Genomic DNA, 17224 nt, shown 5'->3' with positions numbered 1-17224 from the left:
CCGCCTCTGCGGACCCGGCTGCGCCCGCAGACCCGGCCACCCCGCAGAACCGTGTGTTCCCGGCGCAGGATCCGACGACGGTCGATCCGAGTCCCGCTCCCGCCACGGATGCACCTGCCACCGATGCGCCTGCTACCGACGCACCGGCGGCCGACGACCCCGCCACCGATGCGTCGCTGTCCGACGCAGAACGTGCGGCCCAGGAGATCTCCGACGCCAGAGCACTCCGGCAGAGCGAGGATCCGCAGATCCAACAGCTGGCCATGCAGTCCCTCGACTGCAACGCCGCCGACCCGCTCGCCGGCAACGACGATCCGGCGCTGCCCCTCGTGGCGTGCTCGACCGACGGAACAGCCGTCTACCTGCTGGGTCCCACGATCATCGACGGCCAGCAGATCTCCGACGCGACCTCCGGATTCGACAGTCAGCAGGCCCAGTTCCAGGTGAGCCTGACCTTCGACACGGACGGCTCGAACACCTGGGCTCAGTTCACCGCGGCCAATCTGCAGAAGCAGGCTGCGTTCGTGCTGGACTCGAAGGTGATCAGCGCGCCGGTCATCCAGGGGGCCACGCCCGCGGGTAGCGCCACCTCGATCACCGGCAACTTCAACAACCAGACCGCGTCCGAGCTCGCCAACACCCTCAAGTACGGCTCCCTGCCGCTGTCCTTCGTGTCCTCGGAGGCCGAAACGGTCTCGGCAACGCTGGGATTGGCCTCGCTCGACGCCGGCCTGATCGCCGGTGCCATCGGTCTGGCGCTCGTGCTGGTGTACTGCCTGCTCTACTACCGCGCCCTCGGCCTGCTCACGGCGCTGTCGTTGGTACTGGCCGGTCTGGTCGTCTACGGAATCATCGTTCTGCTGGGCAGATGGATCAGCTTCACCCTCGACCTCGCCGGCATCGCCGGACTGATCATCGGTATCGGTATGACCGCGGACTCGTTCGTCGTGTTCTTCGAGCGCATCAAGGACGAGATCCGGGAGGGCCGCAGCTTCCGGTCGGCGGTTCCTCGCGGTTGGGCACGCGCACGCAAGACGATCCTGTCGGGCAACGCGGTCAGCTTCATCGCGGCCGCGGTGCTCTACGTGCTGGCCATCGGTCAGGTCCGCGGCTTCGCGTTCACCCTCGGTCTGACGACGATCCTGGACATCATCGTCGTGGTGCTGGTGACCTGGCCGCTGGTGTACCTCGCGTCGAAATCCAAGTTCTGGTCCAAGCCGTCCGTCAACGGGCTCGGTGCCGTCCAGCAGATCGCTGCGGAGCGCAAGCGCGCGGCCAACAAGGCTCTCGCCGTGAAGACCGGCAGTGCGCCGTCGAAGGAGGCATGACATGTCGGACACGACCACGTCGACCCAATCGCCCCTCGACGATTCGGGAGTCGATCAATCCACCCAGCCCAAGCACAGCTGGCTGTCCCGGCTGTACACCGGCACCGGTGCCTTCGACATCATCGGTCGTCGCCGGTTCTACTACATCCTCACCGGCGTCATCGTGCTGGTGTGCCTGCTGAGCTTCCTGGTGCGTGGCTTCACCCTCGGCATCGACTTCGAGGGCGGAACACGCATCGCGCTGCCCGCCGCCGACAACATCTCCACCGAGCAGGTCGAGACCGTCTACAACGACTCGCTCGGGATGGCACCGGTGTCGGTGCAGACCGTCGGATCCGGGGCAGCGGCAACGGTGCAGATCCGCTCCGAGGCACTCGACCCCGCCGAAGTGGACAGCCTGCGTCAGGCACTGTTCGAGACATTCCAGCCGCAGAACAACTCGGGCACCGCCACACCCAACGCCATCAGTGTGTCCGACGTCAGTGAGACCTGGGGAAGCCAGATCACCCAGAAAGCGCTGATCGCGCTCGCGGTCTTCCTGGTCGTCGTCAGCATCTACATCGCCGTTCGATACGAACGGGACATGGCCTTGGCATCCCTGGCCGCCCTGGCCTTCGACCTCCTGGTGACCGCGGGCGTGTACTCACTCGTCGGGTTCGAGGTGACTCCGGCGACGGTGATCGGTCTGCTGACGATTCTCGGTTTCTCCCTGTACGACTCGGTGGTGGTGTTCGACAAGGTCGAGGAGAACACCCGCGGCATACTCAACCTGCATCGCAAGACGTTCGCGGAGCAGGCCAACCTGGCCGTCAACCAGACCCTGATGCGCTCGATCAACACGACCGTGATCGGTGTGCTGCCGGTGCTTGCGTTGATGGTCGTGGCGGTCTGGTTGCTGGGAGTAGGCACGCTGAAGGATCTGGCGCTGGTGCAGCTGGTGGGCATGATCGTCGGTGCCTACTCGTCGATCTTCTTCGCCACTCCGTTGCTGGTGACGCTCAAGGAGAAGTGGGGCCCTGTCGCAGCTCACACGCGCAAGGTCCACGCCAAGCGCGCCGAAGCAGCAGCTCGCGCAGCCGGTCTGGCTCCGGAGCCGGTAGCTGTCGGCGTGGCCGCCCCGAAGGCGTCGGCTCCGCAGCCGGGCAACCGCCCCACCGGTAAGCGGAACAAGAAACGTCGGTAGAACCACCCTCGACAGGGACGGAGAGTGCACGTGAAACGCAGGTGGAGCGCGGCACTGGTGGCAGCGAGTGTCGGCGCGGTGTCCATCACCGCGTGTTCGTCGCCCGAGGACAAGGTGCCCTCGATCGGTTACTCGTTCGACAACGTGGTGAACACCTACAACGCGAGAACCGTCGACGGCGCGGCGTCGGGAGCCCGGCAGGCCTTCACTCGGGTGCAGGTGGGCTTCAGCTACCTCGGACCGAGGGAGACGCATTGTCGGACAACGACATCGGAACCGTGTCCGTCGTTCCCGGCGACACTCTGACCGTGCAGTACTCCATCGCCCCCGCCGCGACGTACTCGGACGGTGCGCCGATGGCCTGCGATGACCTGGTGTTGGCCTGGGCGGCGAACAGCGGAAGATTCGCCACCGACCGCCCCCTGTTCGACGCGGCCTCGACGGCCGGGTATTCCGACATCCAGCGCATCGATTGCGTTCCGGGGGGCCAAGGAAGCCACGGTCGTCTTCGCGTCCGGCCGCAGCTACCAGAACTGGCGTGCCCTGTTCGGAGCCACCGACCTGCTACCGGCACATGTCGCGGCTCGGGCAGCGGGCGTGCCGAACGTCGTCGATCCCATCCTGGCCGAGGACGACGATGCGGTGAGCCGCATCGCCGACTTCTGGAACACCGGATGGACCTGACGCCGGGCTCGATCGACCTTTCACTGCTGCCCTCGGCCGGTCCGTACCGCATCGAGTCGTACACCGCCGAGGACGGTCTCGTGCTCGTCGCGAACGACGCCTGGTGGGGAATCCCACCCGAGACCGGGCAAGTTGTCGTCTGGCCCAAAGGCACGGACCTGGCCGCGAAGTCTGCGGACGGATCGCTGGACGTGGTCGACCACGGTGCCGGTGCCGTCGATCTCGGGCCCACCGAGGGATTCACGACCACCGAGGAACCGTCGCGAGGCGTCGAGCAGTTGACGTTCGCAACCCAGGGGGTGCTGGCCGACGCGAGTGCACGTCGAGCAGTGGCCGCGTGCATCCCGAGATCGGATCTGTTCGACACACTGGGTCATCCCGGTTCCGAGGCGGCAGCGGCGGGTCTGGGCTCGGGCGTCGTCGACTCTCGTCTCGTCCAGCCCGACACGCTCGAGTACCCGTCGGTCGCAACGGTGGTGGGCGATCGGTACCAGCGCTCGGACCTCGACCAGGCGAGCCGAGAACTTGAGGCGGCGGGCGAGGACGCTCTGACCGTTCGTGTCGGCTACCGGGGGCCGGACGCACGCCGCGCTCAGGTGGTGAGCCGAATGGCTGCCGATTGTGCTGCCGCGGGCATCACCGTCGAGGACGCGAGCTCACCGGACTTCACACCGTCCGCACTGCGGGCGGGGGGCGGTCGACGCCGTCCTCGGTAGCAGCGGATCGCTTCCCGGACCGTCGGGTTCGGCTGCCGCGGTGACCGCACGGTATTCGTTGCGGACGGGCATCGGTACGAACGTCGGCGGATACAGCAACGGCAGAATCGATGCCATCGTCGATCAGTTGGCGGTGACCGACGATCCCGAGCGCATCCTGGCGTTGGTCACCGAGGGCGAGAACATCCTGTGGAACGACATGCCGTCGCTTCCCCTGTACAACGAGCCGCGTACGACTGTCGTCAGTGACGGCATGCAGGACGTGGTGCCCAACCCGACGGCCGCAGGTGCCGGATGGAACATGGATCGGTGGGTGCTTCTTCGATGAACGACGCAGGAGATCGAGTGGGTGCGGCCGCCGCCGTGACCAGGCTGACGCGGTGGGTCGACGACTTCCCCGTCCCCGGTGTGCGCTTCGGCGATCTGACGCCGGTGTTCGCCGACGGCCCCGCGCTACGCAGCGTGGTGTCGGAACTGGCTCTGGGTTTCGAGGACGTCGACCTGGTGGCGGGAATCGACGCACGGGGATTCCTGCTGGGGGCCGGGGTTGCTCTCGAACTCGGGTGCGGTGTGCTCGCGGTGCGCAAGGCGGGCAAGTTGCCGCCTCCGGTGCATTCACGGTCGTACGAACTCGAGTACGGAACAGCCGCACTGCAGATCCCGACTGCGATCGACGTGGCCGGAAAACGTGTGCTGGTGGTCGACGACGTTCTGGCGACCGGCGGTACCGTCGACGCGACGGCTCGGTTGTTGGCCGAGCAGGGGGCGGTGATCGCCGGCGCTGCTGTCGTTCTCGAGATCGCCGTTCTGGGCGGGCGCGACAAGTGCAGTGGCTACCCGCTCGGCTGCCTGGTTCGGGTATGAGGACTAAAGTCTCTCTCACAATGCGTTGACGTTTCGACGACAGCGCGGAACGTGTGGCAGGAGGTGATGAGAGTGACCCGTTACATCGATCAGCCCTTGCCCGATCGGCCTGCCGTACCCGAGCGGCCCGCAGTTGCCGATCGGACCGGAGTTACCGATCGGACCGGCGTCGACATCGTCACGACCGACGAGTCCGCGTCCGGTGATGCCCGCCCGGCCGTCGACACTCCGGTTACCCACGACCCGGTTCCCCACGACCCGGCGGCGACCGATTCGCAGGCTCCGTCGGGGACCCGTAATTCGGCACCTGTCCCCACCTCGGCATCGCGGCGGGTGCGAGCACGTCTGGCGCGCCGCATCACCGCTGGGCGCAGCGCGGCGGTCAAGCCGGTGCTCGAGCCACTCGTCAGCCTGCACCGTGAGCTCTATCCCAAGGCCGATCTGACGTTGCTGCAGCGGGCCTACGACGTAGCGGACGAGCTGCATGCGTCGCAGATGCGCAAGTCCGGCGATCCCTACATCACGCATCCGCTCGCCGTGGCCAACATTCTGGCCGAGCTGGGGATGGACACGACCACCCTGGTTGCGGCGCTGCTGCACGACACGGTCGAGGACACCGGATACTCGCTCGCCAAGCTGACCGAGGAATTCGGCGACGAGGTGTCCCATCTCGTGGACGGAGTGACCAAGCTCGACAAGGTCGTGCTCGGAACTGCAGCCGAGGGCGAGACGATCCGCAAGATGATCATCGCGATGGCGCGAGATCCGCGGGTGTTGGTCATCAAGGTCGCCGACCGGTTGCACAACATGCGTACCATGCGGTTCCTGCCCCCGGAGAAGCAGGCGCGCAAAGCCAAAGAGACGCTGGAAGTCATTGCGCCGCTTGCCCATCGGCTCGGAATGGCCACGGTCAAGTGGGAGCTCGAAGACCTGGCGTTCGCGATTCTTCATCCCAAGAAGTACGACGAGATCGTGCGTCTCGTCGCCGATCGTGCGCCGTCCCGCGACACCTACCTCGAGAAGGTTCGGGCCGAGATCAACGCGACACTCGCCGCGTCGAGAATCAGTGCGGTCGTAGAGGGTCGCCCGAAGCACTACTGGTCGATCTACCAGAAGATGATCGTCAAGGGCCGCGACTTCGACGACATCCACGACCTCGTGGGTGTTCGCATCCTGTGCGACGAGATTCGTGACTGCTACGCCGCTGTCGGTGTGGTGCATTCGCTGTGGCAGCCGATGGCGGGCCGTTTCAAGGACTACATCGCGCAGCCGCGTTACGGCGTCTACCAGTCGCTGCACACCACGGTGATCGGACCCGAGGGCAAGCCCCTCGAGGTGCAGATCCGTACGCGGGACATGCACCGCACAGCCGAGTTCGGCATCGCTGCGCACTGGCGGTACAAGGAGACCAAGGGCAAGCATTCGCAGGACAACGCCGAGGTCGACGACATGGCGTGGATGCGCCAGCTGCTCGACTGGCAGCGAGAAGCCGCGGATCCGGGGGAGTTCCTCGAGTCGCTGCGCTACGACCTCGCGGTCAAGGAGATCTTCGTCTTCACTCCCAAGGGCGATGTCGTCACCCTGCCCGCCGGATCGTGTCCGGTCGACTTCGCGTACGCCGTGCACACCGAAGTGGGGCATCGCTGCATCGGCGCGCGGGTCAACGGTCGACTCGTCGCACTGGAACGGACTCTGGACAACGGTGAAGTGGTCGAGGTGTTCACCTCGAAAGCCGCCACCGCCGGTCCGAGTCGGGACTGGCAGGGGTTCGTCGCCTCACCGCGAGCCAAGACCAAGATTCGCCAGTGGTTCGCCAAGGAGCGCCGCGAGGAAGCCCTGGAGGCAGGGAAGGACGGTATCGCAAAGGAGGTCCGTCGAGGCGGACTTCCCTTGCAGCGCTTGATGAATGCCGAGTCCATGTCGGCGATCGCGCACGAGCTACGGTACGTCGACGTCTCCGCGCTCTACACCGCGGTCGGCGAGAATCACGTGTCCGCTCGCCACGTGGTGCAGCGTTTGGTCGCCCATCTCGGTGGCGTCGGCGACGTCGAGGAAGAGCTCGCCGAGCGGTCGACACCGTCGACCATCCCCACTCGACCCCGTCAGGTCGGCGACGCGGGAGTGCTGGTCACCGGTGCCGAGGGCGTCGTCGCGAAGCTCGCGAAGTGCTGCACTCCGGTGCCGGGAGACGAGATCCTCGGATTCGTCACCCGTGGGGGATCGGTGAGTGTCCACCGCACCGACTGCACCAACGCACGATCGCTCGAAGAGCAGTCCGAACGGTTCATCGAGGTTCAGTGGGCACCCTCGGCGTCCTCGGTGTTCCTGGTCGCTATCCAGATCGAGGCACTCGACCGCCACCGACTGCTCTCCGACGTCACCAAGCGCTCGCCGACGAGAAGGTCAACATCCTCTCGGCGTCGGTCGCCACGTCGGGGGACCGGGTTGCGATCAGCAAGTTCACCTTCGAGATGGGCGATCCGAAGCACCTCGGGCATGTGCTGAACGTCGTGCGCAACGTCGAGGGCGTGTACGACGTGTACCGCCTGACGTCGGCGGCCTGAGCGGCAGTCCCCGAACGACGAGAGGGTGAGCAGAAACTCTGCTCACCCTCTCGTCTTTCGAATCCGAACTCAGGCTGCGGACTCCACGATCACCGGGTTCGCCGGTGCACCGTCCTCGGAGCCACCGGTGACCCCGCCCGCTGCGATGGCGTCGAGGGTTTGCAGACCGGCGTCCGAGATGGTGCCGAACACCGTGTACTGCGGCGGCAGCACCGAATCCGCATACACCAGGAAGAACTGGCTGCCGTTGGTGTCGGGGCCCGCATTGGCCATGGCCAGCGTTCCGCGCGGGTAGACCACCGGATTCTCGGCCTGCGCCGGATCGTCGGCGTACGCGGTGGTGGGGTACTCGTTGGCGAAGCTGTATCCGGGTCCGCCTCGACCGGACCCGGACGGGTCACCGCACTGCAGTACCTCGAGGCCCGGTGACGTCGTCAGTCGGTGACAGGGTGAGCCGTCGAAATATCCCTGTTGGACGAGGCTGACGACACTGTTGACCGTGCACGGTGCAGGCGTCCGGTCGAGTGTGATGCCGATCGGACCCGCAGTGGTGGACAACGTCACCTCGACGTTTCCGTACACGTCGACGTTGTCGGTCGCAGGAGCGTCGACTTCCGTGACGGCCGGTGACTCCTCCGGATACGAGCAGGACACCGTATCGGTCGTCGGCTGCGGCACAGGCGGCAACGCCCCGAAACGAGATAGATCGAGTGCCGGCCGAGGCGCGGGTGCGTCGGTTGTCGTAGTCGTAGCCGTCGACGTTGTGGTGGCCGGTGCCGCTGCCGGTTCGGCCGAACCGGAACACCCTGCGAGTACCAGCGCGGCGGCCGAGACCGCGATCGTCAGAGCCGAGGTGCGATTCACAGGTCGCTCAACATGGACGTGATGTCTACCGGTTCGGCGGGGGCTCCGTCGGAAGCGCCGCCTTGCGCTCCCTTGGCCGCGATGGCGTCGAGGGTGGCGAGTCCGGTCTCGTCGATGGTGCCGAACGCGGTGTAGGCGGGCGGCAGTTCCGAATCGCCGTAGACGAGGAAGAACTGGCTGCCGTTGGTACCCGGGCCTGCGTTGGCCATGGCCAACGTTCCGCGTGGGTAGGCGATGGGGGTCTGGGCAGCGGGGTCGCCTTCGGCATACGTGTCGGTGGGGAATTCGTCGGCGAACTGGTAGCCCGGCCCGCCGGAGCCGGTGCCCGTGGGATCGCCGCACTGCAGAACCTGCAGGCCCGCGCCCGTGGTGAGTCGATGGCAGGTGGTGCCGTCGAAGTAGCCCTGATTGGCGAGCGAGACGAAACTGTTGACCGTGCAGGGAGACTCGGGATTGTTCAGCGTCAGCCCGATGTTCCCGGCAGACGTGGTCATGCTGTAGCTCAGCGGCTCGTCGCTGGTGGGTACGTTGTCGGTGCGCGGGGGAGTGTTCGGCTTGGCCGCCGGTTGCTCCGAGGCGGGGTAGGAGCAGTTCACCGTCTCGGGCAGTGGCTCGGTGCGCCCCGCAGCGATGATCGAATCGGCGGGCGCCGACGTGGTCGACTCCTGGGCGGTACTCGCGTCATCGTCACCGCGGGTCACCACGAACACGACCGAGACGACGGCCACGACCGCGACGACGCCGAGAATGGAACCGGCGATCGTCAATTGCTTACGACGACGCGCTCGCTCGGCGCGGCGTACGAGTTGGCGTTCGAGCTTTCGTTTGGCAGCCTCGCGCCGTTGCTCGTTGCTGGGCAATTCGTGTTCCTCCCGCTTGTCGAAAAACGACCTCGCCCGCTCGCTGCACGGACCGATCGTGTGGTATTCGGCCGAGAATCGGCCAACGCGAGTTTGCCATCACTGCCTGAGAGCATGCTGGGGGGACCCGGCGAGAGCGGCCCCACTAAGCTTGCTCGGTACTTCGGCCTCAGCCTTTAGGAGCGTTTGTCTTGCTCGTCACCGGATTCCCCGCAGGCATGTTTCAGACGAACTGTTACATCCTGGCCCAGGACGACGCGTCCGAGTGCGTCGTCGTCGATCCCGGTCAGGACGCCGCGGATCCGCTGATCGACTTCCTGACGCAGTCCTCGCTCACCCCCACCGCAGTACTGCTCACGCACGGTCATCTGGACCACACGTGGTCGGTGGAGCCGATCTGCGCAAAGTACGGCATCCCGGCGTACATCGCACCCGAGGACCGCTACATGCTGGCCGATCCGATCAAGGGAACGGGCCCGACGCTGGCGGCGGTACTGGGCGACCTCGAGTTCCACGAACCGGCCGAGGTGATCGAGCTCACGGACGGTCTACGGCTCGAACTCGCCGGAATCGAGTTCACGGTGGTGCACACCCCCGGGCACACCCAGGGATCGGTGGTGTTCCTCGCCCACGCCGACGGGCCCGACGGCTCGGTTCCGTTGGCCCTGACCGGGGACACCCTGTTCGCGGGATCGATCGGGCGCTCCGATCTGCCCGGCGGCGATCACGATCAACTGCTGCGGTCCATCGCGACTCGGCTGCTCCCGCTGAGCGACGACACGGTGGTGCTCCCGGGGCACGGCGGACAGAGTTCGATCGGCCAGGAGCGCGGGTCCAACCCGTTCCTCGTTGGACTCACCGACCCCGAGCAAGGAAAGCTGTGAGCGTGAGCAAGCAGACCGCCTTTTCCGCGCCCAAGGGCATTCCCGATTACTTCCCGCCCAACTCGGCCGAGTTCGTCGCCGTACGCGAAGGGTTGCTCGACGCAGCCCGCAACGCCGGCTACGGCCACATCGAACTGCCGATCTTCGAGGACACCGGCCTGTTCGCACGCGGGGTCGGGGAGTCGACCGATGTGGTGAGCAAGGAGATGTATACCTTCTCCGATCGCGGAGACCGATCGGTGACACTGCGACCCGAAGGCACCGCCGGAGTCATGCGCGCGGTGATCGAGCACGGATTGGATCGGGGAGCGCTGCCGGTCAAGTTGGCCTACGCCGGTCCGTTCTTCCGCTACGAACGCCCGCAGGCCGGCCGATACCGCCAGCTGCAGCAGGTGGGTGTCGAGGCGATCGGCGTCGACGACCCGGCGCTGGACGCCGAGGTCATCGCCGTGGCCGACGCCGGTTTCCGGGCCCCTCGGGCTCACCGGGTTCCGGCTCGAGATCACCTCGCTCGGCGACGACACCTGCCGCCCGCAGTACCGAGAGCTGTTGCAGCAGTTCCTGTTCGCGCTTCCCCTCGACGAGGACACCCGTCGACGCGCCGAGATCAACCCGCTGCGGGTACTCGACGACAAGCGACCCGAGGTGCGCGCGATGACTGCGGACGCACCGCTGATGCTCGATCACCTCTCCGATTCGGCGAAGGAACACTTCGACGAAGTGCTGGAATACCTGGACGTGATGAACGTTCCGTATCTCGTGAACCCGCGGATGGTGCGCGGCCTCGACTACTACACCAAGACGACGTTCGAATTCGTGCACGACGGGCTCGGCGCACAATCGGGCATCGGCGGCGGCGGCCGCTACGACGGTTTGATGGAACAGCTAGGCGGGCAGGCGCTCTCCGGAATCGGGTTCGGCCTGGGCGTCGATCGCACGGTGCTGGCCCTTGCCGCCGAAGGCAAGACCGCGGGCGCGACGTCGCGATGCCAGGTCTTCGGTGTTCCGATGGGAGCAGGTGCCAAGTTGGCGGTCGTAGACATCGCGGCTCAGTTACGCGAACGAGGAATAGCCGTGGACATGGCCTACGGAAATCGCGGGATCAAGGGTGCCATGAAGGCCGCCGACCGATCCGGAGCGCGGTTCGCGTTGGTGCTCGGCGATCAGGAACTGGCTGCGGAATCGGTTCTGGTGAAAGACCTTTCGAATGGCGAGCAGGACACCGTTCCGATGGCCGACGTGGTCGACGCCCTCGGAGCGCGCCTTGCCCAGTGAGTCCCGGTCCGGTGACTCTCGGTCCAACGCGGGGCCGGTAGCGCTCGACCTGGTCTCGGTGGAGTTCCTGGCACCGCGCCTGCGCAAGATCATGGTCGGGTCGGCCGCGATCGGGATCGTTCTCGCCGTCGTCCTGGCGCTGTTCGTGCCGGTGTGGGTTGCAGTTCTGGTCGGGGTGATCGTCGGCGGTCCCGCCGTACTGTCGGGTTGGCTGGGTCTGCGCCGACGGGTATGGCTCGACGGTCCGCAACTGTGCGCGCGAGGGTTGCGCACTCGCCGGCTGAAGATGCCGGAGGTGGTGACGGCCGAACTGACGATTCGGACGGCCGGAATCGATCAGATCTCGCTACGGCTCTACGACGGGCGTACGCATATCGTGGTTGCGCTTGCGCTTTACACCAGGAACGGGGGCCGGGAACTGCCGATCCTTGCGTTACGGACTCTCGCCGACTCGCTGTGGACCACCGAGTTGGTGCCTGCCGCGGCGATCGCATCGGTGCTGGTGGATCAGCTGCGCGCCGAGGCACGCGACGCGGGACTCGACCAACGGCCGCTCTATCGCGCCGTCGAACTCGTCCGTAGCAAGGGACGAACTCCGCAGGCGACACTGACCGACCGTGAGGTCGCCCAGCTGCTCGAATGAGCAGGATCAGGTGACCAGGAATGCGTCGAGCACGACGGCTTCGGCCGAGCGAGATCCGGACGTGACGACGAGCGCTCGGTTGAGATAGGTGAACTTCGGGACCGCCGTCGCCACCCGGAGGGTGCCGCGGAAGTAGTACGTGGCGGGGTCCACCTCACGCTCGGGATCGTTCAGAGCGTCGATGACCTCGGCCGGCCCGAACTGAACTCCGCGATAGTCGAGTGAGAGGTAACCGCCGGTCGCCAATTCGAGAACGAGGTCGCTGCTGAACTCGGTGCATCCGTCGGGTCGCGTCACGCTGACGACGGTCGACCCGGCTGCGAGGGTGCCCTCGATGTCGGGGCCGGGAGCTGCGCCGCCGAGCACGGTGGTGACCACCCGCTCACCGGCCGGCACCGAACCGATCTCGATGCCCGGTCCGAGTGTGAGGCCGAGGCGGAGAATGGGCTCGAGGTCGGTGTGTTCGGGGCGGTCACGGCGGTGCACTCCTAGGATCGACTGGGGGCCTACGCTATCGCCTTCCGGTGACCACACCCGAGCGGGGATCGTCAGAGACGGGTCGGCCTTGACACGACATAGAACAAATGTTCGACTGTGTCCATGCGATGGGCCGGTCAGACTCTCGACGCCGCGGACGACGGGGCGCTACCGGGGCTCGAGCGATCGGGGCTGGTCCGCAGCGTGCAGACACCCGAGTTCGAGGGCATCACCTTCCACGAGGTGCTGTGCAAGAGCGCCCTGAACGAAGTGCCGAGCGAATCGCAGGTGCCCTTCTCGTGGACCGTCAACCCGATGCGTGGGTGCTCGCATGCATGTCGATACTGCTTCGCTCGCCCGACGCACGAATATCTGGACCTGGACTCCGGCAACGATTTCGACTCGCAGATCGTCGTCAAGACCAACGTCGCTGCGGTACTGCGCAAGGAACTCGCGCGCCGGTCGTGGAAGCGCGAGCCGGTGGCGCTCGGCACCAACACCGACCCCTATCAGCGCGCGGAGGGTCGATATCGGTTGATGCCGGGGATCATTCGAGCGTTGACCGAATCCGGGACGCCGTTCTCGATTCTCACCAAGGGCACACTGCTGCGGCGTGATCTGCCCCTGTTGACGCTGGCTGCGCAACAGGTGGAGGTGCAGGTGAGCATCAGCCTGGCCATTCACGACGCCGACCTGCAGAAGCAGCTCGAGCCCGGGACCCCCAGTCCGCGAGCGCGATTGGATCTCGTTCGTGCGGTCCGCGACGCGGGCCTGAACTGCGGCGTTCTGGTGGCACCGGTGATTCCGTTTCTCACCGACGGGGCCAAGCAATTGGACGGCCTCATCGGAGCCCTGGCCGAGGCAGGTGCGACAACCGTGACGGCGCTGCCGATGCATCTGCGTTCGAGCACCAAGGACTGGTACATGAGTTGGCTGGTGAAGGAACACCCCGCATTGGTGCGTCGATACCGTCAGCTCTACGGACACGGGGCGTACGTGACCCCTGAGTACAAGCAGTGGCTGAAAGCGAGAATCGATCCGCTGCTCGACACCTACGGGTTTGCCGCAGAGCAGACCCGCTCGCTGCCCGCGAACGAGCCTGCTGAACCCCGAGAACTGGTGACCTCGGGGCCGGCTCTGACCCTGTTCTGATCGGTGCCGGTTCAGGGATTGTCGAGGTCGCGTGCCGAGAATGTGTCGCAGGCCGCCACCTGTCCGGTCTCGTAGCCCGCGGTGAACCAGGCCTGGCGCTGCGCAGAAGACCCGTGCGTCCAGCCCTCGGGGTTGACGCTGCCGGTGGATGCCTGCTGAATGCGGTCGTCGCCCACCGACGACGCTGCCGAGAGGGCGTCGTTGATGTCGGCCGTGGTCAGCGGCTCGAGGAACGGAACACCGGTGTCCGGATCGACCGTGTCGGCTGCGTAGTGCGCCCAGATTCCCGCGTAGCAGTCGGCCTGCAACTCCACCTTGACGCCACCGGACTCGGGTCCCTGCGGATCGGCCTGCGCGCGGCCGATGTCGCCCAGTTGGTTCTGCAGGTGGTGGCCGACCTCGTGCGCCACCACGTACTCCTGCGCCAGTGGGCCGCCGCTGGAACCGAACTGGTCGACGAGAACCTGGAAGAAGCTCGTGTCGAAGTACGCCGTGGAATCGGCCGGGCAGTAGAACGGCCCGACGGCGCTGGTGGCGTTGCCGCAGCCGGTGTTGGTTGCTCCCGAGAACAGATTCACGCCGGGCTGAACGTAGGCGACGCCGGTCTGAGCTTGGAGTTGAGATTCCCAGACGGTGTCCAGGCTCGACACCGTGAATCCGATACGGCAATCGATCTTGGTGTTCGCCTCCGCCTCGGTCTCGCAGCCCTCGAGGGTCCCCGAGGTGCCGGAGTCGACCTGCCCGGCAGAGCTGTCGCCGCCACTGATCTGATTGAGAATCGAACCGGGATCTCCGCCGAAGAGCAACGCGATGACGATGATGATCAAGCCGCCTGCACCACCGCCGATAGCCAGTTTGCCACCGCGACCGCCACCCCCGCTGCCGCCGACGGAGACTCGACCCCGCTCCATCCGCGAACCTTCTCTGAAGGTCATGCCCGAGTTCCTCTCCGCCGAGCCCCCACCTGTGGCGAGAACACAAATCGCTGCTGTCGGCCATAGCTTCGCATGCCGCGTCGCGATCTCGTTTCCTTCTACGGTGATGTGCTCCGTAGGATCGGTGAGCGAAGAACACGATCAGCGGATTTTTCTCGAAAGGACACCCGTGCTGCGCACCCACCTCGCCGGCTCATTACGCCCCGAGCACGTCGACCGAACCGTGACGCTGACGGGATGGGTGGCCCGCCGACGCGATCACGGCGGCGTCATCTTCATCGATCTTCGCGACGCGTCCGGTGTGTCCCAGGTCGTCTTCCGCGAGGGAGCAGCGCTCGAGCAGGCCCACCGCCTGCGCGCCGAATACGTCGTGAAGGTGACCGGCAAGGTCGAAGGCCGCCCCGAGGGCAATGCCAACTACGAGATCCCGACCGGTGCGATCGAGGTCGAGGCCTCCGAGATCGAGGTCCTGTCCGAGGCCGCGCCGCTGCCGTTCCAGCTCGACGATCAGCCGGGCGAAGAAGCGCGTCTGAAGTACCGCTACCTCGATCTGCGTCGCGAGGGACCGGGGCGAGCCATTCGCCTGCGCTCGCACGTCAACGCGGCGGCCCGTTCGGTGCTCGCGCACCACGAGTTCGTCGAGGTCGAGACTCCGACGCTCACGCGATCCACTCCCGAGGGTGCCCGTGACTTCCTGGTGCCTGCGAGGTTGCAGCCGGGTAGCTTCTACGCGCTGCCGCAGAGCCCGCAGCTGTTCAAGCAGCTGCTGATGGTCGGCGGTATCGAGCGGTACTACCAGATTGCCCGGTGCTACCGAGACGAGGATTTCCGGGCCGACCGTCAGCCGGAGTTCACTCAGCTCGACGTCGAGATGAGCTTCGTCACCCAGGACGACGTCATCCTGCTGGCCGAGGAGATCCTGGCGTCGCTGTGGAAGCTCGTCGGGCACCACTTCACGGCTCCGATTCCACGGATCACCTACGCCGAGTCGATGCGTCGCTACGGTTCGGACAAGCCCGATCTCCGCTTCGACATCGAACTGGTCGAATGCACGGACTTCTTCTCCGAGACCACGTTCCGTGTGTTCCAGGCCCCGTACGTCGGTGCGGTCGTGATGCCCGGTGGCGCGAGCCAGCCCCGCAAGCAGTTGGACCGGTGGCAGGAGTTCGCCAAGCAGCGCGGCCACAAGGGTCTCGCGTACGTTCTCGTCGGTGAGGACGGCACGTTGGGTGGCCCGGTTGCCAAGAACCTGACCGACGCCGAGCGCGACGGCCTCGCCGCACATGTCGGTGCGAACAACGGCGATGCGATCTTCTTCTCCGCGGGCCCGATCAAGGCATCACGTGGATTGCTCGGTGCGGTGCGCGGCGAGATCGCCCGCAAGCTCGACCTGATCGACCCGAAGGCATGGGCGTTCGTGTGGGTCGTCGACGCTCCGCTGTTCGAGCCCACGTCCGACGCCACGGCCAGTGGTGACGTAGCCGTCGGATCCGGTGCGTGGACTGCCGTGCACCATGCCTTCACGTCGCCGAAGCCGGAGTCGATGGATACGTTCGACACCGACCCCGGATCGGCTCTGGCCTACGCCTACGACATCGTCTGCAACGGCAACGAGATCGGCGGCGGCAGTATTCGTATCCACCGCAAGGACATTCAGGAACGGGTGTTCGCGATCATGGGTATCGGCAAGGAAGAAGCTCAGGAGAAGTTCGGCTTCCTTCTCGATGCCTTCTCCTACGGCGCACCGCCGCACGGCGGCATCGCGTTCGGCTGGGATCGCATCACGGCGCTGCTTGCCGGAGTCGATTCCATCCGTGAGGTCATCGCATTCCCCAAGTCCGGTGGCGGCATCGACCCGTTGACCGACGCGCCGGCACCGATCACCTCGCAGCAGCGTAAGGAATCGGGCGTCGACTTCAAGCCGGAGAAGAAGGAAGAGTCTCCGGCCGAGGCCTAGAAGGTTCGAAAGCGACTGTCCCCGTAGCGCTGTGCGCTACGGGGACAGTTCGTCTGTGTCGAGCAGCTCAGCGTGCGGGGGACAGCGGCCCACCGGTAAGCACGCGGTAGGCGTAGTTGGTGGCGATCACCGAGATCGGGATGGTGACGAGCAGACCGAGACCGCACAGCAGCGCACCGACGATGTTGATCGCGGCCAGCAGCAGCAGGAGCAGCAGCAAGGGGCCGAAGTTCTTCACGGTCAGGTCGACACTGGACTTGATCGATTCGATCGCCGTCTGGTTGCGATCGATCAGGAACGTCAGTGCGAAGTTCGCGAGGAAGCCGATCACGATCAGAAGGACCGTTCCGAGGAACGGGATGAAACTGAACACCACGCTGACGACGGTCCAGATCAACGCCAGGATCGCGATCTGCCCGATGTTGGTGAGCTGGAAGAACCTACCGAACGACGGCTTCTGCGGAGCGCCTGTCTCGTCCAGCGCTCCTCGAACGTAGGCAGCGTTGACGAAATACGACGCGAACGTGGCGATGGCCGTCATGACGAGGGCCACCCCGGACGTCGTGGTAGTGAACGCCGTGTCACCGCTGTCGGCCGCTGCCATTGCTGCGGTGAACGTCGACGCGAAGACCAGGACGACACCGATGACGCTGACCACCCACACGATGGCGGTGATTCCGATCCACGGTCCCGCATTGGCTTTGAACTTGTCGAAGCTGTAGCTGAGCGCGGCACCGACCTCGAGGCGGCCGGGGTTCGGCCCCAGCGGAGCCTGGCCGTAGCCCTGGTTGCCATAGTTTCCGTAGTTGCCGGGCGGCGGCGGGTAGGCCCCGGGCGA

General features: G+C 66.0%; 12 protein-coding genes and 3 pseudogenes. 10 read left to right on the top strand and 5 right to left on the bottom strand.

All coding sequences use genetic code 11. From position 1 onward, the window contains the following. From secD to RHBS_RS12360, 5 genes and pseudogenes are all read left to right on the top strand, one after another. A partial coding sequence (gene secD / locus RHBS_RS12380) for a protein translocase subunit SecD (RefSeq protein WP_128645686.1) occupies positions 1-1328 on the top strand: 1328 nt, incomplete at its 5' end. 1 nt (position 1329) lies between these two features. Continuing rightward, positions 1330-2511: a protein translocase subunit SecF gene (gene secF / locus RHBS_RS12375; RefSeq protein ID WP_128645685.1), complete on the top strand. Its 1182-nt coding sequence runs from the start codon at positions 1330-1332 to the stop codon at positions 2509-2511. A gap of 24 nt (positions 2512-2535) precedes the next feature. Continuing rightward, positions 2536-4239 (top strand): annotated as a pseudogene (locus RHBS_RS12370) (ABC transporter substrate-binding protein). Continuing rightward, positions 4236-4775 carry an adenine phosphoribosyltransferase gene (locus tag RHBS_RS12365; RefSeq protein WP_128645684.1) on the top strand — a complete coding sequence of 180 codons (540 nt, stop codon included), beginning with the start codon at positions 4236-4238 and terminating at the stop codon, positions 4773-4775. The pseudogene RHBS_RS12370 and the gene RHBS_RS12365 overlap by 4 nt, the downstream one beginning before the upstream one ends. 66 nt (positions 4776-4841) lie before the next feature. Further along, positions 4842-7339, top strand: a pseudogene (locus RHBS_RS12360) (RelA/SpoT family protein). Between the two features lie 69 nt (positions 7340-7408). Here the strand turns inward: RHBS_RS12360 and RHBS_RS12355 are convergent. Continuing rightward, positions 7409-8203 (bottom strand): peptidylprolyl isomerase, encoded by a 795-nt coding sequence (locus RHBS_RS12355; protein WP_128645683.1) that lies wholly within the window; start codon positions 8201-8203, stop codon positions 7409-7411. Continuing rightward, positions 8200-9063, bottom strand: coding sequence for a peptidylprolyl isomerase (locus RHBS_RS12350; protein ID WP_128645682.1), 864 nt, complete (start codon positions 9061-9063; stop codon positions 8200-8202). Before RHBS_RS12350 ends, RHBS_RS12355 begins: the two co-directional genes overlap by 4 nt. Positions 9064-9254: 191 nt before the next feature. Here RHBS_RS12350 and RHBS_RS12345 point away from each other — a divergent pair, with 191 nt between their 5' ends. From RHBS_RS12345 to RHBS_RS12335, 3 genes and pseudogenes are all read left to right on the top strand, one after another. After that, positions 9255-9947 (top strand): MBL fold metallo-hydrolase, encoded by a 693-nt coding sequence (locus tag RHBS_RS12345; RefSeq protein WP_128645681.1) that lies wholly within the window; start codon positions 9255-9257, stop codon positions 9945-9947. Between the two features lie 2 nt (positions 9948-9949). Further along, a pseudogene (hisS, locus tag RHBS_RS12340) lies at positions 9950-11222 on the top strand (histidine--tRNA ligase). Continuing rightward, the gene (locus RHBS_RS12335; RefSeq protein ID WP_121869969.1) at positions 11212-11865 is read left to right on the top strand and encodes a hypothetical protein; all 654 of its coding nucleotides are present in this window, start codon (positions 11212-11214) and stop codon (positions 11863-11865) included. Before hisS ends, RHBS_RS12335 begins: the two are co-directional and overlap by 11 nt. A gap of 6 nt (positions 11866-11871) precedes the next feature. On the opposite strand, the gene RHBS_RS12330 is transcribed toward RHBS_RS12335, so the two are convergent. Continuing rightward, positions 11872-12351, bottom strand: a complete 480-nt coding sequence (locus RHBS_RS12330; RefSeq protein WP_128645680.1) for a DUF3237 domain-containing protein — start codon at positions 12349-12351, stop codon at positions 11872-11874. 114 nt (positions 12352-12465) lie between these two features. On the opposite strand from RHBS_RS12330, the gene RHBS_RS12325 reads away from it, so the two are divergent. After that, complete coding sequence (locus tag RHBS_RS12325) at positions 12466-13494, top strand: Rv2578c family radical SAM protein (protein WP_128645687.1); 1029 nt, start codon at positions 12466-12468, stop codon at positions 13492-13494. 11 nt (positions 13495-13505) lie between these two features. Here RHBS_RS12325 and RHBS_RS12320 read toward each other — a convergent pair whose 3' ends face one another. Beyond that, positions 13506-14429, bottom strand: a complete 924-nt coding sequence (locus RHBS_RS12320) for a neutral zinc metallopeptidase (RefSeq protein WP_128645679.1) — start codon at positions 14427-14429, stop codon at positions 13506-13508. A gap of 169 nt (positions 14430-14598) precedes the next feature. Here RHBS_RS12320 and aspS point away from each other — a divergent pair, with 169 nt between their 5' ends. Then, positions 14599-16386: an aspartate--tRNA ligase gene (gene aspS, locus RHBS_RS12315; protein WP_128645678.1), complete on the top strand. Its 1788-nt coding sequence runs from the start codon at positions 14599-14601 to the stop codon at positions 16384-16386. A 67-nt stretch (positions 16387-16453) separates the two neighbouring features. Here the strand turns inward: aspS and RHBS_RS12310 are convergent. Continuing rightward, positions 16454-17224: hypothetical protein (locus RHBS_RS12310; protein ID WP_128645677.1), on the bottom strand; the 771-nt coding region annotated here is incomplete at its 5' end.

Source organism: Rhodococcus sp. BS-15 (assembly GCF_000813105.1).
In the GTDB taxonomy this organism is placed as follows: domain Bacteria; phylum Actinomycetota; class Actinomycetes; order Mycobacteriales; family Mycobacteriaceae; genus Rhodococcoides.
This window is presented reverse-complemented; position numbering and strand designations above follow the sequence as displayed.